Raw genomic sequence first — 24,401 nt, 5'->3', positions numbered from 1 at the left:
CGCGGAGAGCCTGCGCCGCATGGGATTACGCCGGTTTCAGGCCCGGTTCAATCAGACTGTAGATCTGCTTATTGAGTGCTGGCGCGTTTGCCAGTTCATGAATGTGTGCGGCAACATCGGCACGGCGGACAAAACCATGACACTCCTGATTTTGTATCCGTTGTGCTTTGCCTGTTGCTGCGCCGTCAAGCAGTCCGCCAGGGCGGAGAATGGCGTAGTCAAGCCGGCTGGTTTGTAGCCAGCTTTCCGCCAGTGTTTTTTCCCGTACCGCCTGACCAAACGCGGCTTTTGCCCGCTCCGATAAGAACGGCCAGCTATCGCCGCATCCCAAAGAAGTCACCAGAATCATGCGTCTGATGTCTGCTTTTTCGGCTTCATCAATCACTGTTCTGTGCGCCAGATAATCCTGTGCGCCACCCATTGATGAGATGACAAGCGCATCCGAACCCGCAGCGCGACAGGCGGCTGCGACTATGCTGGCGTCACAAGCGTCACCAGTAAAAACCTGTACGCCTTGTTGCGCCAGCCTCGTGGCGGCATCGGCATGACGAACGACAGCGACGACCGGACGTTGTTCCGCCAGTGCCAGTTCGAGCGTTCTGGCTCCAACCCCCTTTCCGCCTGCGCCAAAGAGTAGCCAGGGCGTCATCAGGCGTGTTCCTTCAGAGATGCCGCCAGAGTATGGAAGGCGCTGACTTGTTCACTCAGGAGCTGACGATGCTCATTCCGACCGAGGAAAATTTTCAGCATGGCGTTGCCTTCTTTATTGAAAAAGAGAATAGAGGCAGTATCCATGCCCATAAATTTACGTTCGATCAAGGCAATATGCGTGCAGTTTTCTGCTTTGATATGCCCGGACATGCCCTGTTTTCCGCGCAGGTTGAAATAGCCGTGGCGATGGAAACCGGAAGGTAGTTCGCCGCTAAATTCGAGGATCACATCAGCGGTATGCACCAGCGTGGTGACCTTGCCCCATTCGCAGACGGTATCCCAGACAGTATCGAATTTATCGCCTGGCACGATTGTCGGGGAGGGGAGGTTTTTCACCACTTCCAGCAGTGAGGTATTGTATTGTTCGGCAATGGCCTCCAGCGTACCGTCTGGCTCCGTTTTCAAAAATTCCTGTAACGAGACATGGCTCATAAGTCACTCCTGTTATGGTTTTTCAAGCGCAATCGCTGGCGCATTAAGTATCTGAATTAGCTCATTAAGAGACTGCAAAATGTTGCTTGCCCAGAAACGACCTTCATTGGTCAACCGCAGGCAAGTTGAAGCATCGCGGCTTAAGCCTTTTTGGTGCCACTGAGCCAGTAACGGTGCGAGTTTTTCGGCATGTGGCGTAAGTTCGTCCAGCGGTACACGCGCCGTTTCAATACCCGACTGCAAGGTATGACGCCACTGCGCGTTACGTTCGGCGTTACGCATGAGCATCATCAACGGTTTTTTGCCTGCCGCGACGGATTCATGCCAGGTCTGAAGATTGCGTTCGTTCATCCAGGAGTAACCATTAATCGAACCGCCTGCGCCGGAACCAAAGGCCAGACAATCGGCACCTTGCTTAATCAGCAAGTTATAGAGATTGCGTTCGCGTGTGGTGCGGCCCCAGTGGCTGTTACTGATGCAGCGCCAGCCCGCGTCTTCCATAAAATCACATCCTTGCAGGTAAAGATCGCGACGTTCTGCCGGAGAGGGCACGGTAGTGCGCCCGTTTTCCACGGCTTTGCCCAGCGGCGTGTTGGGAAGGACGTTGAGCGCATAGAGATCGACGCCGTCGAGGCCGATATCACGGGCAATAGCCAGATCTTCTCCCCAGGTTTGTGCATCCTGACCAGGCAGGCCAAACAGCAGGTCGCAGACCACCGCAGCACGGTCGCGTTTGACCAGGTTTTCCATAAACGCAATGGCAGTTGGGCCATCTGAGGTGCGTGCCATCTTCTTGCGGATTTTGCTGTTAAATGACTGAATGCCAATCGAGAAGCGGTTTGCTCCCGCATCAAGGCAAGCGTCGATTCGGTCAGCGTCAAAATTCAGCACCCGGCCTTCAATCGTGATTTCGCAATCAGGTGCCAATGGCAGCTTTTCTCGTAATGTGGTGATGATTCTGGCCAAATCGCGTGCCGAAAGCGCGGAAGGCGTACCGCCACCGAAATAGACCGCATGGATGGGCGCGGACTGATGCAATACGTTGTCTGACTCCAGTTCGATTTCTCGAATCAGGGCGTCGGTATAATGAGCACATGCATCTTCATTAAAACGATTCTGATAAAAACCGCAAAACGTGCAGTGTGTCGCACAAAATGGAATGTGCAGATAAACCAGTCGTTTACGTGGTGTTGCTGTTTGGTTGATCATCGCTTGCCAGGTTTGCGCCAGTTGCTCTTTGGCGACCGGAATAGCCCCGCGAAATGGCATCATGGCGCGTCTGTCTTTAAATGGCTGCGCACCGTCTAAAGCAAAATGTGGCTTGAGATCTAACGTAGTATTCGTATTCATATGTCTGATTCAAATCCATTTATTGCGGCCAAAGTTGCTGGTGTAACGACTCAACGACATCAGCAATACGCGGGCCCATTCCCAGAATCAGGTTTTGATCAACGGTGATAATACGCTGGTTCTTCCAGGCGGCAGTGTGGGTAATTCCGGCAATAGAACGCAGACGATTAATATCGCCATCGACCATTTGTGAGGTTACGACAATCACTTCAGGGTTAGCCGCAATCAGCGATTCCGCGCTGTAGCTTTTGTATTGCTGGTGGGTAGCGACGTTTTCTGCTCCGGCAAGCGACAAAATGGCGTCTGCGACGCTGCCTTTACCGGCAACCTGTGGCGCACTGCCGCCAGCAGAGAGAATAAACATCGCTTTAACCGGGGCTTTTTTTGCCGCCACGCTTTGCTGTACTCGCTCCAGGCGTTGATTGATTTGTGTCACCAGCGCGTCACCTTGTTCAGGAACCTGTAACGTTTTTGCCAGTTGATGAATGTTGGCGTACATCTGCTCAAGGGTGGCGGGTACACGCGGCAGAGTGACGACATTGACCTTTTGCGCCCGTAGCTGGTCGAGCACAATTTGCGGTCCTGCATCCTGCCAGGTAATTACGCTATCCGGGCGAAGTGACAAAATGCCTTCGCTGCTTAGCTGTTTCCAGTAGCCAATATGCGGCAGTTTGGCGGTTTCTGGTGGATAAGATGTCGTTTCATCGACACCAACCACGCGGTCGCCAGCGCCCATCGCGTAGATCAGCTCCGTCAGTGATCCTCCTGCGACCACAATGCGTTCGGCAGCCGTTGCACTAAAGGCCCAGCTAAGTGCCAACACTGCCGTAAACAGTTTTTTCATGGGGATACGTTTTACAGTGGTCTTCGCGGTGGAGGCCATAACTGAAATACATAACGTTAGTGGGGAAAAAAGAAACAGCCTGTTGGTGATCCTTGGCATCATATGAGAACTCGTATCAAATTGAGAATGATCATGATTATCATTTGAGTTATATATGAAACACAACCATCGATTCAATACACAAGGTGTTACAAGCGTATTTATTTTTGATTTTTATCAAGATGCTTCGTCAGCTAACGTTATTGTTGCCGACTAAATTTCAGGGCGGGAAAAAGCGGAGATCTCAGGGATATTGCGGCTTACAGAGCGAAGAGATGGGGAAATTATTGCCGTTAACGACAAAGCTTCGTGATGACGCCGTGAGGAATTACCACAAGAACAGGATGGTTTCCAGGAGACAAGATAGATTCCATAACCCCCTGTTTATTGTGCTAATAGCGGTTAAAAAAAAGCTTGATCATAAAAAATTGATCGATAATAATTCTCATTATCACTCTTGGCTTTAACAAAATATGACTATATGGATAACAAAATCATAGCTTTTGCGAAGGATAACGCACAGCACTCTTCACTTCAGACGTGGTGTACCACTTTGCCTGACAAAGAGGGCGTGCTTTTGCGCAATGGTCAGAAATACCAGGTAATTTCACGGGATATAAACGCCAATTAACTCACCCGGCTAATACTATCGCGTTGAATCACAAATAAATTTATTTTTCGCCAGCCACCCCGGTTTTTACCCAGGCAGCCAGCATTTTTTATTTTCCTCATGGAGAATCGCTATGTCACGTCCGCAATTTACCTCGTTGCGCTTGAGTTTGTTGGCTTTGGCTGTTTCTGCCAGCTTGCCGACGATTGCTTTTGCTACTGAAACCATGACCGTTACGGCAACAGGGAATGCACGCAGTTCCTTCGAAGCGCCAATGATGGTCAGCGTTATCGACACTTCCGCCCCTGAAAACCAAACGGCTACGTCAGCCACCGATCTACTGCGTCATGTTCCAGGGATTACCCTTGATGGTACTGGGCGTACAAATGGACAGGATGTGAATATGCGTGGCTATGACCATCGCGGCGTGTTGATCCTTGTTGATGGTGTTCGTCAGGGAACCGATACCGGGCACCTGAATGGGACTTTCCTCGATCCGGCGCTGATCAAACGTGTTGAGATTGTCCGTGGACCTTCGGCATTACTGTATGGCAGTGGCGCATTGGGAGGGGTTATCTCCTACGATACGGTCGATGCAAAAGATTTATTGCAGGAAGGACAAAGCAGCGGTTTTCGTGTCTTTGGCACTGGCGGCACGGGAGATCATAGCCTGGGGTTAGGCGCGAGTGCTTTTGGGCGAACGGAAAATCTGGATGGTATTGTGGCCTGGTCCAGCCGCGATCGTGGTGATTTACGCCAGAGCAATGGCGAAACCGCGCCGAATGATGAGGCCATTAATAACATGTTGGCGAAAGGGACCTGGCAAATTGATTCTGCCCAGGCTCTGAGTGGATTAGTGCGTTATTACAATAACGACGCGCGCGAACCAAAAAATCCGCAGACCGTTGAAGCTTCTGACAGCAGTAATCCGATGGTTGATCGTTCAACGATTCAACGTGATGCGCAACTTGCTTATAAACTCGCGCCAGTGGGCAACGACTGGTTAAATGCCGATGCAAAAGTTTACTGGTCGGAAGTCCGTATTAATGCCCAGAACACGGGGAGTTCCGGCGAATATCGTGAACAGACAACAAAAGGTGCCAAACTGGAGAACCGCTCCACGCTGTTTGCCGATAGTTTTGCTTCTCACCTGCTGACATATGGCGGTGAGTATTATCGTCAGGAACAGCATCCGGGCGGTGCGACAACGGGCTTCCCGCAAGCGAAAATCGATTTCAGCTCCGGCTGGCTACAGGATGAGATCACCTTACGCGATCTGCCGATTACCCTGCTCGGCGGAACCCGCTATGACAGCTATCGCGGCAGCAGTGATGGTTACAAAGATGTTGATGCCGACAAATGGTCGTCTCGCGCGGGGATGACTATCAACCCGACCAACTGGCTAATGTTATTTGGTTCGTATGCCCAGGCATTCCGTGCGCCGACGATGGGTGAAATGTACAACGATTCTAAGCACTTCTCGATTGGTCGCTTCTATACCAACTATTGGGTGCCGAACCCGAACTTACGTCCGGAAACCAACGAAACTCAGGAATACGGCTTTGGGCTGCGTTTTGATGACCTGATGTTGTCCAATGATGCCCTGGAATTTAAAGCCAGCTACTTTGATACCAAAGCGAAGGATTACATCTCCACAACCGTCGATTTCGCGGCGGCGACAACCATGTCTTATAACGTCCCGAACGCCAAAATCTGGGGTTGGGATGTAATGACGAAATATACCACTGACCTGTTTAGCCTTGATGTGGCCTATAACCGTACCCGCGGCAAAGACACCGATACCGGAGAATATATCTCCAGCATTAACCCGGATACCGTTACCAGCACCCCTGAATATTCCGATCGCCCACAGTGGCTTCTCTGTCGGCTGGGTTGGTACGTTTGCCGATCGCTCAACACATGTCAGCAGCAGTTACAGCAAACAACCAGGCTACGGCGTGAATGATTTCTACGTTAGTTATCAAGGACAGCAGGCGCTCAAAGGCATGACCACCACTCTGGTACTGGGCAACGCCTTCGATAAAGAGTACTGGTCACCGCAGGGTATCCCGCAGGATGGTCGTAACGGAAAAATTTTCGTGAGTTATCAATGGTAATCATCAGCCCCGATATTTCGGGGCATTTATCTGGAAGGAAGAGAGACAATGAACCACTACACACGCTGGCTTGAGTTAAAAGAACAAAATCCCGGAAAGTACGCGCGTGACATCGCAGGTTTAATGAATATCAGCGAAGCAGAACTGGCATTTGCCCGTGTCACGCACGATGCGTGGCGGATGCGCGGCGATATTCGTGAAATTCTCGCGGCGCTGGAAAGCGTTGGCGAAACCAAATGTATCTGTCGTAATGAATATGCTGTTCATGAGCAAGTTGGGGCATTTACCAACCAGCATTTGAACGGCCATGCCGGATTAATACTCAATCCGCGCGCGCTGGATCTGCGTCTGTTTCTCAACCAGTGGGCCAGTGTTTTCCATATAAAAGAAACCACGGCTCGCGGCGAACGTCAGAGTGTTCAGTTCTTTGATCATCAGGGCGATGCGTTACTGAAAGTTTATGCCACCGACAATACCGATATGGCGGCATGGAGCGAGCTTCTGGCGCGTTTTATTGTCGAGGAAAATACGCCGCTTGAGTTAACAACGGTTGATGCACCTGCTGCGCATAGCAACGTCGATGCCAGTGCTGTAGAGCAAGAGTGGCGTGCGATGACGGATGTTCATCAGTTTTTTACGCTGCTCAAGCGGCATAACCTGACGCGCCAACAGGCGTTTAAACTGGTGGCAGACGATCTGGCCTGCAAAGTCGCCAATAGTGCGCTGGCGCAGATTCTGGAATCCGCCCAGCGAGATGGCAATGAGATCATGGTGTTTGTTGGCAACCGTGGCTGCGTACAAATTTTCACGGGTGTGGTAGAAAAAGTGGTGCCAATGAAAGGCTGGCTGAATATTTTCAACCCAACATTTACTCTTCATCTATTAGAAGAGAGCATCGCTGAAACCTGGGTTACCCGTAAACCGACCAGCGATGGCTACGTGACCAGCCTGGAATTGTTTGCCCATGATGGTACGCAGATTGCGCAACTTTATGGTCAACGTACAGAAGGCGAACAAGAGCAAGCGCAATGGCGTAAACAGATTGCGGCACTGACGCAAGAAGGCGTTGCTGCGTAACGTGTCATTGTCCGGAGGTCTGGCTGTCGCCGGGCCTCTTTATAAATATCGGCTGGAGAATTCAGACCAGATAATCAATATGTTGATGCCGTACCAGTTCGTTGATCCGCCTGAGGTTGAGGATCATCATAATATTGTGTTTATGGCAGTAGAATGTTTTTAATGAGATTTTTAGTTTTCCCAGAATATCTTCTGTCGTCATTTGATTTGCAATGCAGGTCAGAACCTGATGCTGTTTGCGCGAGAGTGACACATCCGCTTCTGGCGCAGAACAGTAACTGCCATTGAGCAGCGCGACAAAGTCAATAATCGTAATATTTCTCTGAACAAAAGTTACCGGGACTTTCCCCAGACAGCGTTTAATATTAAACGGCGAGAAAACAATGACATGGACAGGTTGCAGACGTTCAATTTTGTTGAGCATTGATGAGTGGAATACATTATTCATTAATGTATCAATAATCACCAAAGCACCCTGATGCAACGTTAAGTCAATCTCTTCTTCGTTCTGTATATGAACGACATTACCCTTACTCAAAATATTTTTCATTGCGGTGAAAAACATGATGTCTTTGGTAATTATAAGAAACATAACCGACTCCTGTTGCGAGCATTAACTTCATAATCAGGTTGCCAAAGGTAATAAACAGGGCAGGACTTATAATTATAGTTGTATATTAATATTCATATTAAAGATGCAGATATTTGGAAAATATCTGCATCTTTAAACTAAATTATTTCACCAGTTCTGGCGTTACCTGGCTAACCGCATTGGTGTAATAAGGTGCGCCCCAGCCGGCTTCTGGCCAGAATGCGCCGTAGCCGTAATCCCACAGGTTGTAGGTGGTGTTGACCACTTCTCTCAAATGCCACACCTGAATCCCCTGTACATTCACGTCAACGAAGTTATACGGGACTTTATTGATAAAACCTGGCTGTTCGCCCTGAATCGTGCCGAGAACGGTGACAAAGTGGTTACGGTAGTTCACTGGGTCAAGGAAGCCATTTTGTCTGGCGAGCAGGCGACCCTGATAGTTGGCTTCAATTTCAGGTTTGGCATAGCTATCCAGCGGTAATACGGCGATTTCTAACAACGTATCTGTTTTGCCGTTAATAACGTTGATAACCTTACCGCCAAAGCGTGCCTGTTGACCAACATACAAATTTGGTTGGTTATGAACAGCAACAAAACTTTTTTGAATATCAGGTTGGTTATTGCCTTTGATATTTTGCGGAATCGAACTACATGCGGCAAGAAAAAATGAAAGGCTGAAGATGAGTGCACCTTTTGTCTTGTTCATGTTACTATCCTTATCAACAAATGTTAAAACCATAATAGATATTTCTTTATGGTTTTCATCCAATTCTCAGGTGATATGCCTGATAGTAATGTAAACCTGTCTGATATTTATATCTTGAACATTAGTCCCAGAGAGAGCATTGCTGTGTGATGTTATTACCCGTCTATTTATAATACTAGTCCTTTATTTAACTATTTTAATTAAATTGTTTTTTCTCTTATGGAACATAGAGTGCTAATTATTATCATTATGGTGATAACTGTTTATTAAAAGGGAAACTATTTATCTGTGAGGGCAGGAAGCGCAATTTACTGAAATTGCACGATCTCGCATCCGCTAAGAAATGATACGCGCTGCGTCAACGATTAGGGGCACAGTCGCCCCCTTTGTTTATTTTAATCGTTTACCTGAATCATCAACCACTTTCTCACCGTCTTCTTTGGTGAACGCCCCTTTCTGAGCATCCGGCAGGATCTCCAGCACTACTTCCGAAGGGCGGCACAGCCGGGTTCCCAACTGTGTTACCACAATTGGACGGTTAATCAGAATCGGGTGTTGCAACATAAAGTCGATTAACTGATCGTCAGTAAATTTATCGTCTGCAAGACTCAGTTCCTCATATGGTTCAACGTTTTTACGCAGCAGCGCGCGTACCGAAATTCCCATATCGACAATGAGTTTGACCAGCTCGTCACGAGCCGGTGGGGTTTCCAGATAGTGGATAATAGTCGGTTCTGTACCGCTGTTGCGGATCATCTCCAGTGTATTACGCGACGTGCCGCAGGCCGGGTTGTGATAAATGGTAATGTTGCTCATATCAGTATCTCATTACAAAGTGAAAGAGAGACGTAGCGCCAGCGTGACCAGCGTTACAAACAGCACCGGCAGGGTCATAATAATTCCTGTACGGAAGTAATCCCCCCAGCTAATCGTCATATTCTTCTGCGAAAGTACGTGCAACCAGAGCAGTGTTGCCAGGCTACCAATTGGCGTAATTTTCGGCCCCAGATCGCAGCCAATAACGTTGGCGTAAACCATCGCTTCTTTGATCACGCCAGATGCCGTGCTGCCATCAATAGACAACGCACCAACCAGTACCGTAGGCATATTGTTCATAATAGAAGAGAGGAAGGCGGTCAGAAATCCGGTGCCCAGCGTCGCGGCCCACAGACCGTTATCTGCCAATACATTAAGTACGCCAGAAAGGTATTCTGTTAGCCCCGCATTGCGCAGGCCATAAACCACCAGATACATGCCGAGTGAGAAGATGACAATCTGCCAGGGTGCGCCGCGTAGCACTTTACCCGTATTGATAGCATGGCCGCGTTTAGCGATTACAAACAAAATTAGCGCGCCCACTGCCGCAATGGCGCTTACCGGGATACCGAGCGGTTCCAGAACGAAAAATCCCGCCAGCAAAAGCAATAAAACAACCCAGCCCGTTTTGAAGGTGGCAGGATCTTTAATTGCTTCGGCGGGAGGTTTCAGCAATGCCATATCGTAGTTCTGTGGAATATCTTTGCGAAAGTAGAGATGCAACATCACCAGCGTGGCCAGTATTGCGGCGATGTCCACCGGCACCATGACCGAGGCATATTCGCTAAAGCCGAGGCCAAAGAAATCTGCCGAAACGATATTTACCAGGTTGGATACGATAAGCGGCAGGCTGGCGGTATCGGCAATGAATCCAGCCGCCATGACGAATGCAAGCGTTGTGCCTTTACTGAAACCTAAAGCCAGCAACATGGCGATAACGATCGGCGTCAAAATAAGTGCCGCGCCATCATTGGCAAACAGAGCCGCAACGGTCGCACCGAGCAGGACTATCCAGGTAAACAGCAAGCGGCCACGCCCATGACCCCAACGTGAAACATGCAGCGCCGCCCATTCGAAAAAACCGGATTCGTCCAGCAGCAGGCTGATGATAATAACGGCAATAAATGCAGTAGTCGCATTCCAGACAATATTCCACACCACAGGAATATCGCCCGGATGTACCACACCCGTAACTAACGCCAGTCCCGCGCCCAACGCCGCACTCCAGCCGATGCCTAAACCTTTCGGCTGCCAGATAACCAATATGATGGTCAGGACAAAAATAGCGCCTGCCAGTAACATAATGCCTCCCTGAAATAACATATGCGAAAATTCATATATGTGTGGGTGAATTTTTTAGCTGCAAATGGTCTTACTGTCTGCGGAACAATTTTGTCGGGCCAGGTTACGGACAATTGCCTGAACATTTTCCTGTTCACATCTCCAGGTCTGCTCAATAATTTTCGCAGCCCAGGAAGGAATATGCGGAGATAAACGGTAATGAACCCACTTACCTTGTTTGCGATCCAGCAATAAGCCGCTTTCACGCAGCAATGCCAGGTGGCGTGAGATCTTGGGCTGCGACTGATTCAGGGCAGTACAGAGATCACAGACGCATAACTCACCCATCTCGCTGAGCAGTAAAACGATACTCAAACGCGTTTCATCGGCAAGAATTTTGAACAGTTGGATGGGTAACAGAATTGACATATTGCGCTCCTGATTGTTGCAGGTAGTGTCTCTCTTCGAAATGAATAAGTCAAAAACATATATGATTTAACGGATGTATAGGTGCAAAGGAAGGTAATGGGTGTGAATTAAGAGTTGGGTATTTATTTGAAAAGAGGTCTGAATCAGGACGTAAAAAAACCGACTTTGCGTCGGTTTTTTACTTTCCAGCCCAGAGTTGGTGGCCCTGGTCGGAGTGAGATAGTCATCATCTAACGCATCAATGCTAATACCATACTGAAACTATTGCAAGGGCATGCTGGTTTTATAAACTATAAGCACTGTATAATTATCCAGTTAGCTCTGAGGCATTTTCACTCTGGTAATGCGCATAAACGCTTTCAAAGTCCTGATCAGTGGTACGGGTGGTGCCGTTAACTGATGCTCTGGCCGGAGTGAGATAGTCGTTATCTAACAATGAGACATGCGCCGTGACAGGCAATGGATGAGTAAGCGGATGCATTCTCACTCCATAGCATGGAGAAAACGGGTGATTGATAAAGCAATCATTGTTCTTGGGGCGTTAATTGCGTTGCTGGAACTGATCCGCTTCCTGCTTCAGCTTCTGAACTGATAGCGGAAACGTAGCTAAGGGCAAAGAGCACACCACTCTTTGCCCTTTAACATTTAACGCATAGTAACGAACTCTTCTGCCGCCGTCGGGTGAATAGCGACGGTGTTGTCGAAGTCTTTCTTGGTTGCGCCCATCTTCAGCGCTACCGCGAAGCCCTGCAACATTTCATCCATACCAAAACCAATACCATGAATACCGACAATCTTCTCTTCTGGCCCAACGCATACCAGCTTCATGCGGCACGGCTGGCGGTGAGTGGTGACAGCGGTATACATGGCGGTGAAAGAGGATTTATACACTTTCACCTGATCGTCGCCGTACTGCTCACGCGCCTGCGGTTCTGTTAAACCAACAGTACCAATCGGCGGATGGCTGAAAACGACGGTCGGAATATTGCTGTAATCCAGATGTTCATCCGGCTTGTTATTAAACAGGCGTTCAGAGAGACGACGACCCGCTGCTACTGCAACCGGCGTCAGTTCCACCGCGCCAGTGTTATCGCCCACCGCGTAAATACCTTCAACGTTAGTATTTTGATATTTATCGACGACGATATAACCTTTTTCGTTGGTTTTAACGCCAGCAGCTTCGAGGTTGATATTGTCATTGGCAGGTTCACGCCCAATCGCCCAAATCAGGCAATCCACCGTTTCACTGCGACCATCTTCCAGCTCCAGCGTCAGGCTGCCATCGGCATTTTTCACCACCGCTTTCGGGATTGCATTGGTGTGCAGTTGTGGGCCTTCGGCGTTCATCACCTCGACCAGTGTTTCAGTGATCATCGGATCAAAGCTGCGCAGTGGTGCGTGTTTACGCACAAACAGATGCGTTTTCGCGCCGAGGCCGTTAATCACGCCAGCCAGTTCAACGGCGATGTAACCTGCGCCAACAACCGCCACGCGCTCTGGTAAAGCGGGAAGGGCGAAGAAACCATCAGAATCAATGCCGTATTCCACGCCCGGAATATCCGGATGGCTCGGACGGCCACCGGTGGCGATCAGAATATGATCAGCAGTGATGGTTTCACCGTTAACTTCCAGCGTTTTGGCATCAACGAAGCGAGCAAAACCTTTGATTACATCAACGTTATTTTTACCGAGTACGTTTTCATAGGAGGTATGGATACGGTCGATATAGGCGGTACGGCTGGCGATCAATGTATCCCAGTTGAACTTATTAATGGTGGTATCAAAGCCATAATCCGGGCCGTACATGTGGATGGCTTCACGGATTTGCGCCGCGTGCCACATCACTTTTTTCGGCACGCAGCCGACGTTCACGCAGGTGCCGCCCAGTTCTTTGGCTTCAATCAGCGCGCATTTCTGGCCGTACATAGCCGCGCGGTTGATGGAGGCGATACCGCCGCTGCCGCCGCCGATGGCGATGTAATCATAGTGTTTAGTCATGACAGAGTGTCCTTATCGTTGATTACCGCGATTGTAGCGCGAGACGTAAAAGGTGCCAGCAATGGCTGCAATTACTCCGGTACGATCCAGTTTACGGTAGCGTGCCCGGTGCCTGCCGGAACCAGTTTGCTGTGTAGCCACGGCAGCACGTTATTCATTTGCTGTTCCAGCTTCCACGGAGGGTTAATGACAATCATGCCAGAAGCGGTCATGCCACGGCGATCGCTGTCTGGCAGCACCGCCAGTTCAATTTGCAGAATTTTGCGAATACCGGTCGCTTCCAGATCGTGGATCATGCGCTTAATTTGCTGACGCAGCACTACCGGATACCACAATGCGTAAGTGCCAGTGGCGAAACGTTTGTAGCCTTCTGCTATCCCACTGACCACCGCCTGATAGTCTGTTTTCATTTCATACGGCGGGTCGATAAGGATCAGGCCACGGCGGGAGACCGGCGGCAGTTTAGCTTTAAGCTGCAGGAAGCCGTCAGCTTTTTCTACGCGCGCACGGCTGTCTTTCTGAAATTCAGAACGCAGTAACGGATAATCGCTGGGGTGCAACTCGGTCAGTTGCAGGCTGTCTTGTTCACGCAGTAACTGACGGGCAATCAACGGCGAACCAGGGTAATAACGTAGCTGCCCACTACGGTTGAAGTGTTTTACCACATTGATGTACGACTCCAATTCTGCGGGCAGGTCATCCTGCTGCCAGATACGGGCGATGCCTTCGAGATATTCGCCTGTACGCTCGGCATGTTCGCTACTTAACTGATAACGCCCCGCACCCGCGTGGGTATCGAGATAGAGAAACGGTTTATCTTTCTCTTTCAGCGACTCGATGATCAGGCTCTGAACGGTATGTTTAAGGACGTCGGCGTGGTTGCCAGCGTGAAAGCTGTGGCGATAACTGAGCATGGGTAAAGGTGTTCCGGTAAGTAAAAATCGGCCCGTATTCGGGGCGCACAAAAGCGTATCAGAACAGTATACCGAAAAGAGGCCGCCGCCGCGAAAGCGTAACGTTTCTCATTGAAATTCACTACACTTAACCCCATGCTATTACCCATTACGCGTCGGATGGCATCGGCCTACCAAAGTAGGTCGGATAAGACGCCTGCGTCGCATCCGGCGAAAGCGCCTGCGAGCGTTTCGTTCCCCCTATTTAACCAGGACTGTACCTATGACGAATCCGTTACTGACTCCCTTTGAACTTCCGCCGTTTTCAAAAATCCTCCCGGAACATGTGGTTCCAGCCGTCACTAAGGCGTTGAACGACTGCCGCGAAAATGTAGAGCGCGTGGTAGCGCAAGGGGCACCGTACACCTGGGAAAATCTCTGCCAGCCGCTTGCAGAAGTCGATGATGTACTGGGACGTATTTTCTCCCCGGTTAGCCACCTGAACTCGGTGAAAAATAGCCCGGAACTGCGTGAAGCTTACGAACAAACGCTGCCGCTGCTGTCGGAATACAGCACCTGGGTAGGGCAACATGAAGGGCTATATAAAGCGTACCGTGACCTGCGCGATGGCGATTACTACGCCACGCTGAACACAGCGCAGAAAAAAGCGGTTGATAACGCACTGCGTGATTTTGAACTTTCTGGCATCGGCCTGCCGAAAGAAAAACAGCAGCGTTACGGTGAGATTGCTACCCGTCTTTCCGAACTGGGCAACCAGTACAGCAACAACGTCCTCGATGCGACGATGGGCTGGACTAAACTCGTCACCGACGAAGCGGAACTGGCGGGTATGCCAGAAAGTGCATTGGCTGCGGCAAAAGCTCAGGCCGAAGCGAAAGAACTGGAAGGTTACCTGCTGACGTTGGATATCCCAAGCTATCTGCCGGTAATGACCTACTGCGACAACCAGGCCCTGCGTGAAGAGATGTATCGCGCTTACAGCACCCGCGCCTCCGATCAAGGCCCGAACGCTGGTAAGTGGGACAACAGTAAAGTGATGGAAGAGATCCTCACCTTGCGTCATGAACTGGCGCAATTGCTGGGTTTTGAAAACTACGCCTTTAAATCACTCGCCACTAAAATGGCAGAAAATCCGCAGCAGGTGCTTGATTTCTTAACCGATCTGGCAAAACGCGCACGTCCACAAGGTGAAAAAGAACTGGCGCAACTGCGCGCCTTCGCCAAAGCCGAATTTGGCGTCGATGAGTTGCAGCCGTGGGATATTGCGTACTACAGCGAAAAACAAAAACAGCATCTTTATAGCATCAGCGACGAACAACTGCGTCCGTACTTTCCGGAAAACAAAGCGGTTAACGGCCTGTTTGAAGTGGTTAAACGTATTTACGGCATCACCGCCAAAGAGCGTAAGGATGTCGATGTCTGGCATCCGGATGTACGTTTCTTCGAACTCTATGACGAGAACAACGAACTGCGCGGCAGCTTCTACCTCGATCTGTATGCCCGTGAAAACAAGCGCGGCGGGGCGTGGATGGATGACTGCGTAGGCCAGATGCGTAAAGCCGACGGTTCGCTGCAAAAACCGGTCGCTTACCTGACCTGTAACTTCAACCGTCCGGTGAATGGTAAACCGGCGCTGTTTACCCACGACGAAGTGATCACCCTGTTCCATGAGTTCGGTCACGGCCTGCATCATATGCTGACCCGCATCGAGACCGCAGGCGTTTCCGGTATCAACGGGGTGCCGTGGGATGCAGTCGAACTGCCGAGTCAGTTTATGGAAAACTGGTGCTGGGAGCCGGAGGCGCTGGCGTTTATCTCTGGTCATTATGAAACCGGCGAACCGCTGCCGAAAGAGCTGCTGGATAAAATGCTGGCGGCGAAAAACTACCAGGCAGCGCTGTTTATTCTGCGTCAACTGGAGTTCGGCCTGTTCGATTTCCGTCTGCACGCGGAGTTCCGTCCTGAACAAGGCGCGAAGATCCTCGAAACGCTGGCAGAAATCAAAAAACTGGTTGCCGTGGTGCCGTCTCCGTCCTGGGGGCGTTTCCCACATGCTTTCAGCCACATTTTTGCCGGAGGTTATGCAGCAGGTTACTACAGCTACCTGTGGGCCGACGTGCTGGCAGCGGATGCCTTCTCACGCTTTGAAGAAGAGGGTATTTTCAACCGTGAAACCGGACAGTCATTCCTCGACAATATTCTGAGCCGTGGCGGTTCAGAAGAGCCGATGGAGCTGTTCAAACGCTTCCGTGGTCGTGAACCGCAACTGGATGCGATGCTGGAGCATTACGGCATTAAGGGCTGATCAGTCAGTGAAAATCTGCTTAATTGATGAATCGGGCACCGGAGACGGTGCCTTATCTGTTCTGGCGACCCGCTGGGGGCTGGAGCACGATGAAGACAACCTGATGGCCTTAGTGTTAACGCCGGAGCATCTGGAACTGCGCAAGCGCGATGAGCCGAAACTTGGCGGTATTTTTGTTGATTTTGTTGGCGGAGCGATGGCACACCGACGCAGATTCGGCGGCGGACGCGGTGAGGCGGTAGCAAAAGCGGTGGGCATTAAGGGTGATTATCTGCCGGATGTAGTCGATGCCACTGCAGGTTTGGGGCGCGATGCCTTTGTGCTGGCTTCGGTGGGCTGCCGCGTGCGGATGCTGGAACGTAATCCGGTGGTTGCCGCGCTGCTCGATGATGGCCTGGCGCGTGGCTATGCCGATGCGGAAATCGGCGGCTGGTTACAGGAACGTTTGCAGTTAATTCACGCCTCCAGCCTGACGGCGCTGACCGATATTACCCCGCGCCCACAGGTGGTCTATCTCGACCCGATGTTCCCGCATAAGCAGAAAAGTGCGTTAGTGAAAAAAGAGATGCGCGTGTTTCAGTCGCTGGTTGGGCCGGATCTCGATGCGGATGGGTTGCTGGAGCCTGCTCGCCAGTTAGCGACAAAACGCGTGGTGGTCAAACGGCCGGACTACGCCCCGCCGCTGGCGAATGTCGCCACGCCTAACGCGGTCGTTACCAAAGGGCATCGCTTTGATATTTATGCCGGGACACCAGCGTAAAAGTAAACCGGGTAGCGTTACTGCTACCCGGTTTGCTGCAGGAAAAATTAATTGCTTTCTGGCGTCTCAATCATCCGTTTCAGCCACGGCACCATCAGCAGCATTACCACCGCAACGCCCAGCGTGACCAGACCAATTTTGCTAAACACATCGATGTAGACCGGTAATGTCTGTAGCGGATCGGTAATGTTGTCCGGCACGGCGGTAAATGTCGCTACATAGCCGCCCAGCAAGAATGCGGCTGCCTGCGTCAGGAACCACATCCCGAGAATAAATCCCATCAAATGCTGCGGCACCAGCGCAGCAATCATCGCCAGACCCAGGGCGCTAATAAACAGTTCACCCAGGCTCTGGAACAAGTAAACCAGGACGATAAACCACGGCGATGTCAGTCCCTGGGCATCAGCAAACCACATCCCCGCAGCGGCGGCAGTCAGAAAACCCAATGAACACATAAACATACCAAGGGTGAATTTCATCGGCATCGAGAGATCTTTGCCTTTGCTGCCCAGACGGGTATAGATAGTCGCCAGTACCGGGCTGGCAATGACCACCCAGAACGGATTGAGCGCCTGGAAGCTGACCGGGTTGATGGAAAAGCCGAGGATTTCATGATGCACGTTGTTGATGGCAAAGAAGTTCAGTGATGTTGGCATCTGGGCGTAGAGGATGTAAAACACCACCGCTTCGAGCATCAGCACAAAGGCGACAAACATCTTGTTGCGCCCGGTTTTATCCAGCTTGAATGCCTGACGGAAGAAAATAATGGTGACGACGATGGAGAGGACTATCAGCACCAGGTTGGCAACTTCCACGTTGTGCATCAGCCATGCGCAGACGAAGATCATCACCACGCTGCCAATCAACACGTACAACAGTTTGCTGAAGCTCATTGGTCGGAAGTCTGGCGCAGAACCAATATCTTTTACCATTCCACGACAGGCGATGTAGACCAGTAACGCGACAATTAACCCCGCACCGCACAGATTATAGGTGACGGAATAACCAAATCTGTCAGCGATAACTGGTGCCAGCGATAATGCTATCAACGAGCCGATGTTGATTGACATGTAAAACAGGGTGAAAGCGCCATCGAGCCGCGGATCTTTTGGCGGATAGCACTTAGAAAGCAAGCTGGCAGGGTTGGCTTTAAACAAGCCGTTGCCGACGGCGATAGTCCCCAGCGCGATGAAGATCAGGTCAGGTTTGAGTAACGACATCCCGGTCATAAAGTAGCCAATCGCCAGCACAATTGCCCCGAGAACAATGGTGCGTTTGGTTCCCAATAGATGGTCGCCAACATAACCGCCGATCGAGATAAGGCCATAGACCAGCGCCGCAAAGGCACCAAAGGTGACAAAGGCTTGCTCTTGTGAAAATCCGAGCTGTTTAACGAAGAAAACCGCCAGCACGCCTTGCACGCCGTAGTAGCCGAATCGTTCCCATAATTCGACAAAAAAGATCATAAAAAATGGGCGAGGTTGCTGCAGCATCCCAGTGGGTGTTGTTGTATTCATATTTATTAACCTTCCAATACCGTCCTGAAAAGTATGAACGCGTAAGTGATTGCGCGCGAAAGATTTTACACGCGTCTAAAATTCTTAATATTGATGTAATGAATGCATTAATGCACTATCACAGCAAAAATAACCAGCCAATCATGCTGATGTTTTTATGTGTAATGGCGTTACATGCTTTTTTATGGGGTGTAAATTTGAATTGCTCGCTACGCAGTGAGCTTTCTGACTGCAGATTAACATCGGCTCAAAACAAAAAGCAGAACGCCCGCATGAGCGGGCGTTCAGGAGCAAGTAGAGGGGAATGATTATTCTTCTTCGTCACGCAGTGGAACAATCAGCATATCAACGTGAACGGTGTTGATTAGCTGGCGTGCGGAAGACATCAGTTTGCTCCAGAAGTCCTGGTGATGACCACAAACCACCAGATCCATATCGTATTTCTTGATCGCATCAACCAGAACCTGACCCAGATCGCCGCTGCCGCTCAGGGTTTCAGTAATTGGGTAGCCTGCGTTAGTGGAAAGCTCAGTCAGCGCGTGATGAGTCTCTTCGGAAATGCGTTTCTGCATATCACCCAGATTCACATCAATAAGTCCGGTGTATAGGTCAGAGTAGTTTACATCTACGTGGATCAGAGAAACCTTCGCATTGTAGGGGCGGGCCATAGAGACCGCTTTCTCTACCAGAACTTTGCTTTCCGGGGAGAGATCGACCGCGATGAGAATGTGTTTATAAGCCATAGTGTTACTCCTTCCATAAAGTTGTCGATGACTGGCCAGCTAGCGTTTCTTGTGCCGTTACGTCACCCGCGTCCTGCGAACTACGTGCGCGGGGCTAACCCAGCCGTAAAGATTCAGTGTTAAGACCATCCTTACCTTATAGCGACCTGGATGATCCGTCAATCCGCCTTGCTTACCAATCAGATAATCAAATTTTCGACATGAATATATTGATAGTGGTTAACCTTATGGAAAAAAAACAACCTGATCTCCTACACTATCTATAGAGCCGCTCGGATGTTCGTTACGACAAAAGCGGTTTCTCCAGGACCTGGTGTTAACTGATTGGCAGCGTATCGGGAGCGGTAGCCCCGGGGTGGAACTCCGTGGGCAGGTCGCCGGGGAGGAGGTATGATAAGCACCGTCGCATTATTTTGGGCTTTATGTGTCGTTTGCATTGTTAACATGGCGCGCTATTTCTCATCACTACGCGCGTTGTTAGTGGTACTGCGTAATTGCGATCCATTGCTCTATCAATATGTTGATGGAGGGGGCTTTTTTACCTCACATGGCCAACCCAACAAACAGGTTCGTCTCGTTTGGTATATCTATGCTCAGAGGTATCGTGATCATCACGATGATGAGTTTATTCGTCGCTGCGAGCGTGTGCGTCGGCAGTTTATCCTGACCAGCGCATTGTGTGGTCTGGTGGTGATAAGCCTGATTGCATTGATGATTTGGCATTAAGTACCACGGCAATAAGGCATAAAAAAAGCGGGCCAGAAAACTGACCCGCTCGTTTTTATGCGTGCGATTACAGGAACTGCAAGGAGATCCAGTACAACCCGCCGGAGAGCAGCACTGCAGCCGGGAGGGTAAACACCCAGGCCATCAGAATGCTGGTTACCGTTTTACGCTGCAAGCCACCGCCATCAACGACCATCGTCCCCGCTACGGAAGAGGAGAGTACGTGAGTGGTGGAAACAGGCATCCCGGTATAACTCGCCAGACCGATAGACACCGCCGCCGTCATCTGGGCAGACATCCCCTGAGCGTAGGTCATGCCTTTCTTACCGATTTTCTCACCGATAGTCGTCGCCACACGACGCCAGCCAATCATCGTCCCGATACCTAACGCCAGCGCGACCGCCATGATGATCCATACCGGAGCATACTCGATGGTGCTAAGCATATCGGACTTCAATTTCTTCAACAGACGCTGATCATCCGCAGTGACGCCAGGCATTTTCACCACTTTGTCGATAGTGTCAGAAACGCACAGCATAATGCGGCGCATCTGGCTACGCTGGTCAAGCGACAGCTTGTCGTAGCTTTCCACATCGGCGGTCAACATGCCCTTCAGGCGGTTGAGCGCGTTAATGGTATTCGACGGATGGCAATGGAACTCCGCAGGCTGTGTTGCGCCTGCTTCCGGAGTCGGCACTAACTGATCAGCACCGGTCGCCTGTTTGAGCAGCGCAGGGTGTTGCTCAAAGTAAGCTTCCACGTTGTTGATAGCATCGCGGGTACGAGTGATTTCGTAACCTGTGGCATTCATATTAACCACGAAGCCTGCTGGTGCGACGCCAATCAGTACCAGCATAACCAGACCAATGCCTTTCTGACCATCGTTCGCTCCGTGAGAAAACGCCACGCCGACAGCGGAAAGGATCAGTGCGATACGTGTCCAGAACGGCGGCTTTTTCTTACCGTCTTTCTTTTCACGCTCCGCTGGGGTCAGGTGGATACGGGCGCGTTTCTTGGTGCCGCTCCAGTAGCGACGCAGCAAGAAAATCAGACCACCAGCAAACACCAGGCCGACAATAGGGGAAACGATCAGAGATGCGAAAATACTTAATACTTTCGGGATATTGAGTGCATCCACCACTGATGTACCGGTCATCAACGCATTGGTTAAACCAATACCGATAATCGCGCCAATCAGCGTATGGGAGCTGGATGCAGGCAAACCAAAGTACCACGTACCAAGGTTCCAGATAATCGCCGCCAGCAACATAGAGAACACCATAGCAAGGCCATGAGACGATCCCATATTAAGCAGCAGATCTGTCGGCAGCATATGCACAATGGCATAGGCAACACTAAGACCACCCAGCAAAACACCCAGGAAGTTGAACACTGCCGCCATAACCACTGCGAGCTGAGAACGCATCGCGCGGGTATAGATGACAGTTGCCACGGCGTTGGCGGTGTCATGGAAACCATTGATGGCTTCGTAGAACAGCACAAAAGCCAGTGCAAGCAATAATAACAGCCCGGTATGCAAATCCAGGCCAGCAAACAAATGTAGCATAGGACGTTACGCCATTTTGAGGACATGAACGCGGCGCATTATCAGTGACTTTCGCGGCGCGGGCAAAGTGAAATATAGATTTTTTTGATTTGCCTCCTGTATGAATTTCACTCAAAAAATAATTATCTTATATAATTCAGATAAATACTTCCCCTAAGTAATATTGATGCTGGTGCGGCCACTGAGGAATCTTTACAATTCACGCCCATTTTTTCTAAGAGGAGCGCAACGTGGAAAGGTTTGATGCCATTATTATAGGCGCTGGTGCGGCTGGTATGTTCTGTTCTGCGCTGGCAGGTCAGGCAGGGCGCAGAGTTTTGCTGATCGATAATGGTAAAAAACCGGGGCGCAAAATCCTCATGTCTGGTGGTGGGCGCTGCAATTTTACCAACCTTTATGTCGAGCCTGGTGCCTATCTGAGCCAGAATCCGCATTTTTGTAAGTCTGCCCTCGCCCGATTTACGCAGTGGGATTTTATTGATCTGGTCAATAAACACGGCATCGCCTGGCACGAGAAAACGTTAGGGCAACTCTTTTGCGATGACTCCGCACAGCAGATTGTTGACATGCTGGTGGCAGAGTGTGAGAAGGGTAATGTGACCTTCAGATTGCGTAGCGAAGTGCTGAGTGTGGCAAAGGATGAAACGGGTTTTACGCTTGAACTGAATGGTATGACCGTCGGCTGCGATAAACTGGTCATTGCGACCGGAGGCCTCTCGATGCCGGGTCTGGGCGCGTCGCCGTTCGGTTATAAGATTGCCGAACAATTTGGCCTCAACGTGTTGCCGACGCGCGCTGGTCTGGTGCCATTCACACTGCATAAACCGTTGCTGGAAGAGTTACAGGTGCTGGCAGGCGTTGCAGTACCTTCAGTGATTACCGCTGAAAACGGCACGGTGTTCCGTGAAAATTTACTCTTCACGCATCGTGGCTTATCAGGTCCGGCGGTGTTGCAGATATCCAGCTACTGGCAACCGGGTGAATTTGTCAGCATCAATCTGCTACCGGATGTCGACCTGGAAGCCTTCCTTAACGAGCAGCGCAGTGCACATCCGAATCAGAGTCTGAAGAACACGTTGGCGGTTCATCTGCCGAAACGGTTGGTTGAACGGTTGCAACAACTTGGGCAAATCCCGGACGTCCCGCTAAAACAGCTCAACGTGCGTGACCAACAGGCGCTGATTACCACATTGACCGAGTGGCGCGTACAACCCAACGGCACCGAAGGCTATCGCACCGCCGAAGTGACTCTCGGCGGCGTGGACACCAATGAACTCTCATCACGGACGATGGAAGCGCGCAAAGTGTCTGGGCTGTACTTTATTGGTGAAGTGATGGACGTCACAGGCTGGCTGGGAGGCTATAACTTCCAGTGGGCGTGGTCCAGCGCGTGGGCTTGTGCGCAGGATTTGGCGGCAGAATAAGACGTAAAGTACCCCCTCGTTTTCGCAGTGAAATCAGGGGGAATCAACCTGAATAAAGCCCAGATAAGACGCTCAGCGTCTTATCTGAAGTCTTTTCTATTATTTTTTTGCAGACCCTGCTTCTAATATAGAAACGATTGAAAATAGCGTAAAACACACTGCACCTAAGCCAACCAGAACCCGCGAGGGAATAAAGTAAGCCATATCGGTTTGCGCAATCTCTGCAAGGAATGCCGCGAGGAACAGGCAAAACAGACAGGTAAATACGGGTATCATGGGTATTCTGTTGGTTAACGAACAGGCGCGTCTCCAGACCAGCGCCAGCAACCACACTTTGGAGAAAATACTGTAGCAGATCATCCCCAGACAAATGAGAATAATACCCGGAGCCAGACGGGCATTTTCATCTGAACTGATTAATACGTAGATGCCCTGAATAACGGTAAGTGAACCGAGTAAAATAACCCAATAACACCAGAGCCAATGTTCTTTCGCTGAGAACGTATTCCGCGTTTGATGGATGATGGTAGCAACCAGACCAATAAGACAAGCGCAAATTGCTGTTAGCCCCAGGAGCACATGGCCTGCAACATAATGTGGTGTGATATTTGCGCTGCGTAACAGCACTATTGACCAAATAAAACCGAAGAGAGTGAGCAGAACGGGGATAGCAATTAAGTAATTACCGATAGTTGAAGAATACGCCTGCAATGGTGTTCCATCACTCTTACTACCCGCTGCGTTTTTCGGGATCAGCAGAAAATGCCCGGAAGAGGCCGCCACGGTTGATACGCAGGCGGCAATCATGCCAACACCGAAAATCACATGCCCGGCGACAAATTCATCTGCCATCACATTATCGCTGGCCAGAAATGACCATCCCCAAATCATAGTTGCAATGGAGCCAGCATAACCAATAACAGGGAATAATGTGTTGTAGAGTTTATTCACGCCATGATTTAACTGAGAGATAATAATAAATGCGGTAGTGAACAATGCCAGACATATTGCAGAGAGAGAAATCAGAACATGCCCTGCAACGAAGTATTCACTTTGTCCAGAACCTGCTAATACAAACTCACCTAATGCGATGCATATTACCCCCATTAGCAAAGGGATTAATTTAAATAACCATCCAATATAGATATTCATCTCTATCTCCATATGTTTTTCTGCTAATATCAGAAAACGTATAAGTAGTGTTTTCAGCCAATTAAATATAACAATGAGATACCACTAATTGTAAAAAGTGACTTTACTATAGCTGGATTTATTGTTGTAAGTATCGGCTTTTAGAGATGGATTAAAGCTGGTTAGACTAGCCCCCAGAATCTCCAGACAACCAATATCACTTAAATAAGTGATAGTCTTAATACTAGTTTTTAGACTAGTCATTGGAGAACAGATGATTGATGTCTTAGGACCGGAGAAACGCAGACG

24 protein-coding genes and 1 pseudogene are annotated in these 24,401 nt (G+C 50.0%); 8 read left to right on the top strand and 17 right to left on the bottom strand.

Annotated elements, in window-relative coordinates; genetic code table 11:
• Positions 1-25: 25 nt before the first annotated feature.
• The 4 genes from chuY to shuT are packed head-to-tail and all read right to left on the bottom strand — an operon-like array spanning position 26 to position 3,436.
• The gene (gene chuY / locus C7B16_RS19540; protein ID WP_016249321.1) at positions 26-649 is read right to left on the bottom strand and encodes an anaerobilin reductase; all 624 of its coding nucleotides are present in this window, start codon (positions 647-649) and stop codon (positions 26-28) included.
• Positions 649-1,143 carry a heme utilization cystosolic carrier protein HutX gene (gene hutX, locus C7B16_RS19535; protein ID WP_000020030.1) on the bottom strand — a complete coding sequence of 165 codons (495 nt, stop codon included), beginning with the start codon at positions 1,141-1,143 and terminating at the stop codon, positions 649-651. The genes chuY and hutX overlap by 1 nt, the downstream gene beginning before the upstream one ends.
• Before the next feature lie 12 nt (positions 1,144-1,155).
• Positions 1,156-2,493, bottom strand: coding sequence for a heme anaerobic degradation radical SAM methyltransferase ChuW/HutW (gene hutW / locus C7B16_RS19530; protein ID WP_107180016.1), 1,338 nt, complete (start codon positions 2,491-2,493; stop codon positions 1,156-1,158).
• 19 nt (positions 2,494-2,512) lie between these two features.
• Entirely contained in the window at positions 2,513-3,436 is a 924-nt protein-coding gene (shuT, locus tag C7B16_RS19525) for a heme ABC transporter substrate-binding protein ShuT (RefSeq protein ID WP_010381027.1), read from the bottom strand.
• A 776-nt stretch (positions 3,437-4,212) separates the two neighbouring features.
• Between shuT and chuA the strand changes: the two are divergent.
• Both chuA and chuS read left to right on the top strand, forming a co-directional pair.
• Positions 4,213-6,103, top strand: a pseudogene (chuA, locus tag C7B16_RS19515) (TonB-dependent heme/hemoglobin receptor ChuA/ShuA).
• Positions 6,104-6,151: 48 nt separating this feature from the next.
• Positions 6,152-7,180 carry a hematinate-forming heme oxygenase ChuS gene (gene chuS / locus C7B16_RS19510; protein ID WP_001017197.1) on the top strand — a complete coding sequence of 343 codons (1,029 nt, stop codon included), beginning with the start codon at positions 6,152-6,154 and terminating at the stop codon, positions 7,178-7,180.
• Between the two features lie 61 nt (positions 7,181-7,241).
• Here the strand turns inward: chuS and C7B16_RS19505 are convergent, their stop codons facing one another.
• The 6 genes from C7B16_RS19505 to C7B16_RS24860 form a co-directional block, all read right to left on the bottom strand.
• Positions 7,242-7,772 (bottom strand): helix-turn-helix domain-containing protein, encoded by a 531-nt coding sequence (locus C7B16_RS19505; protein WP_061090552.1) that lies wholly within the window; start codon positions 7,770-7,772, stop codon positions 7,242-7,244.
• 142 nt (positions 7,773-7,914) lie between these two features.
• Positions 7,915-8,481 carry an outer membrane lipoprotein Slp gene (gene slp, locus C7B16_RS19495; protein ID WP_107180015.1) on the bottom strand — a complete coding sequence of 189 codons (567 nt, stop codon included), beginning with the start codon at positions 8,479-8,481 and terminating at the stop codon, positions 7,915-7,917.
• Positions 8,482-8,871: 390 nt separating this feature from the next.
• Positions 8,872-9,297, bottom strand: coding sequence for a glutaredoxin-dependent arsenate reductase (gene arsC / locus C7B16_RS19490; RefSeq protein ID WP_107180014.1), 426 nt, complete (start codon positions 9,295-9,297; stop codon positions 8,872-8,874).
• Positions 9,298-9,309: 12 nt separating this feature from the next.
• Positions 9,310-10,599 (bottom strand): arsenite/antimonite:H(+) antiporter ArsB, encoded by a 1,290-nt coding sequence (arsB, locus tag C7B16_RS19485; protein ID WP_016249316.1) that lies wholly within the window; start codon positions 10,597-10,599, stop codon positions 9,310-9,312.
• Positions 10,600-10,653: 54 nt separating this feature from the next.
• Positions 10,654-11,007 carry an As(III)-sensing metalloregulatory transcriptional repressor ArsR gene (arsR, locus tag C7B16_RS19480; protein ID WP_000025636.1) on the bottom strand — a complete coding sequence of 118 codons (354 nt, stop codon included), beginning with the start codon at positions 11,005-11,007 and terminating at the stop codon, positions 10,654-10,656.
• Between the two features lie 307 nt (positions 11,008-11,314).
• Positions 11,315-11,488, bottom strand: coding sequence for a hypothetical protein (locus C7B16_RS24860; RefSeq protein ID WP_016262638.1), 174 nt, complete (start codon positions 11,486-11,488; stop codon positions 11,315-11,317).
• A 27-nt stretch (positions 11,489-11,515) separates the two neighbouring features.
• Here C7B16_RS24860 and dinQ point away from each other — a divergent pair, with 27 nt between their 5' ends.
• Positions 11,516-11,599: a damage-inducible type I toxin DinQ gene (dinQ, locus tag C7B16_RS19465; protein ID WP_001295215.1), complete on the top strand. Its 84-nt coding sequence runs from the start codon at positions 11,516-11,518 to the stop codon at positions 11,597-11,599.
• 53 nt (positions 11,600-11,652) lie between these two features.
• Here dinQ and gorA read toward each other — a convergent pair whose 3' ends face one another.
• Both gorA and rlmJ read right to left on the bottom strand, forming a co-directional pair.
• Positions 11,653-13,005: a glutathione-disulfide reductase gene (gene gorA, locus C7B16_RS19460; RefSeq protein ID WP_001517286.1), complete on the bottom strand. Its 1,353-nt coding sequence runs from the start codon at positions 13,003-13,005 to the stop codon at positions 11,653-11,655.
• A gap of 71 nt (positions 13,006-13,076) precedes the next feature.
• A complete protein-coding gene (gene rlmJ / locus C7B16_RS19455) occupies positions 13,077-13,919 on the bottom strand; it encodes a 23S rRNA (adenine(2030)-N(6))-methyltransferase (protein ID WP_001517285.1) in 843 nt (280 codons plus the stop codon).
• Positions 13,920-14,181: 262 nt separating this feature from the next.
• Between rlmJ and prlC the strand changes: the two genes are divergently transcribed.
• Positions 14,182-16,224, top strand: a complete 2,043-nt coding sequence (gene prlC / locus C7B16_RS19450; RefSeq protein ID WP_000184159.1) for an oligopeptidase A — start codon at positions 14,182-14,184, stop codon at positions 16,222-16,224.
• A 7-nt stretch (positions 16,225-16,231) separates the two neighbouring features.
• Complete coding sequence (gene rsmJ / locus C7B16_RS19445) at positions 16,232-16,984, top strand: 16S rRNA (guanine(1516)-N(2))-methyltransferase RsmJ (protein WP_001517284.1); 753 nt, start codon at positions 16,232-16,234, stop codon at positions 16,982-16,984.
• 47 nt (positions 16,985-17,031) lie between these two features.
• Here rsmJ and dtpB read toward each other — a convergent pair whose 3' ends face one another.
• Complete coding sequence (gene dtpB / locus C7B16_RS19440) at positions 17,032-18,501, bottom strand: dipeptide/tripeptide permease DtpB (protein WP_001098671.1); 1,470 nt, start codon at positions 18,499-18,501, stop codon at positions 17,032-17,034.
• Here dtpB and C7B16_RS24855 point away from each other — a divergent pair.
• Positions 18,456-18,809, top strand: coding sequence for a hypothetical protein (locus C7B16_RS24855; RefSeq protein WP_071985614.1), 354 nt, complete (start codon positions 18,456-18,458; stop codon positions 18,807-18,809). The genes dtpB and C7B16_RS24855 overlap by 46 nt on opposite strands.
• Here C7B16_RS24855 and uspA read toward each other — a convergent pair whose 3' ends face one another.
• Positions 18,810-19,244 carry a universal stress protein UspA gene (gene uspA, locus C7B16_RS19430; RefSeq protein ID WP_000323571.1) on the bottom strand — a complete coding sequence of 145 codons (435 nt, stop codon included), beginning with the start codon at positions 19,242-19,244 and terminating at the stop codon, positions 18,810-18,812.
• A gap of 390 nt (positions 19,245-19,634) precedes the next feature.
• Between uspA and uspB the strand changes: the two genes are divergently transcribed.
• Positions 19,635-19,970, top strand: coding sequence for a universal stress protein UspB (uspB, locus tag C7B16_RS19425; RefSeq protein WP_000626185.1), 336 nt, complete (start codon positions 19,635-19,637; stop codon positions 19,968-19,970).
• A 67-nt stretch (positions 19,971-20,037) separates the two neighbouring features.
• Here uspB and pitA read toward each other — a convergent pair whose 3' ends face one another.
• A complete protein-coding gene (pitA, locus tag C7B16_RS19420) occupies positions 20,038-21,537 on the bottom strand; it encodes an inorganic phosphate transporter PitA (RefSeq protein ID WP_000902773.1) in 1,500 nt (499 codons plus the stop codon).
• Positions 21,538-21,767: 230 nt separating this feature from the next.
• On the opposite strand from pitA, the gene C7B16_RS19415 reads away from it, so the two are divergent.
• Positions 21,768-22,961: an NAD(P)/FAD-dependent oxidoreductase gene (locus tag C7B16_RS19415; protein ID WP_000439152.1), complete on the top strand. Its 1,194-nt coding sequence runs from the start codon at positions 21,768-21,770 to the stop codon at positions 22,959-22,961.
• Positions 22,962-23,060: 99 nt separating this feature from the next.
• On the opposite strand, the gene C7B16_RS19410 is transcribed toward C7B16_RS19415, so the two are convergent.
• Together C7B16_RS19410 and C7B16_RS25060 are read right to left on the bottom strand one after the other, a co-directional pair.
• Positions 23,061-24,113 (bottom strand): DUF2776 family protein, encoded by a 1,053-nt coding sequence (locus C7B16_RS19410; protein ID WP_010381050.1) that lies wholly within the window; start codon positions 24,111-24,113, stop codon positions 23,061-23,063.
• 84 nt (positions 24,114-24,197) lie between these two features.
• A partial coding sequence (locus tag C7B16_RS25060; protein ID WP_375122100.1) for a hypothetical protein occupies positions 24,198-24,401 on the bottom strand: 204 nt, incomplete at its 5' end.

Origin of the sequence: Escherichia sp. 20412-1, assembly GCF_003027595.1 — a bacterium.
Taxonomy (GTDB): Bacteria; Pseudomonadota; Gammaproteobacteria; order Enterobacterales; family Enterobacteriaceae; genus Escherichia; species Escherichia marmotae.
The sequence above is the reverse complement of the archived record's forward strand: the minus strand, read 5'-3'. Positions and strand labels throughout refer to the sequence as shown.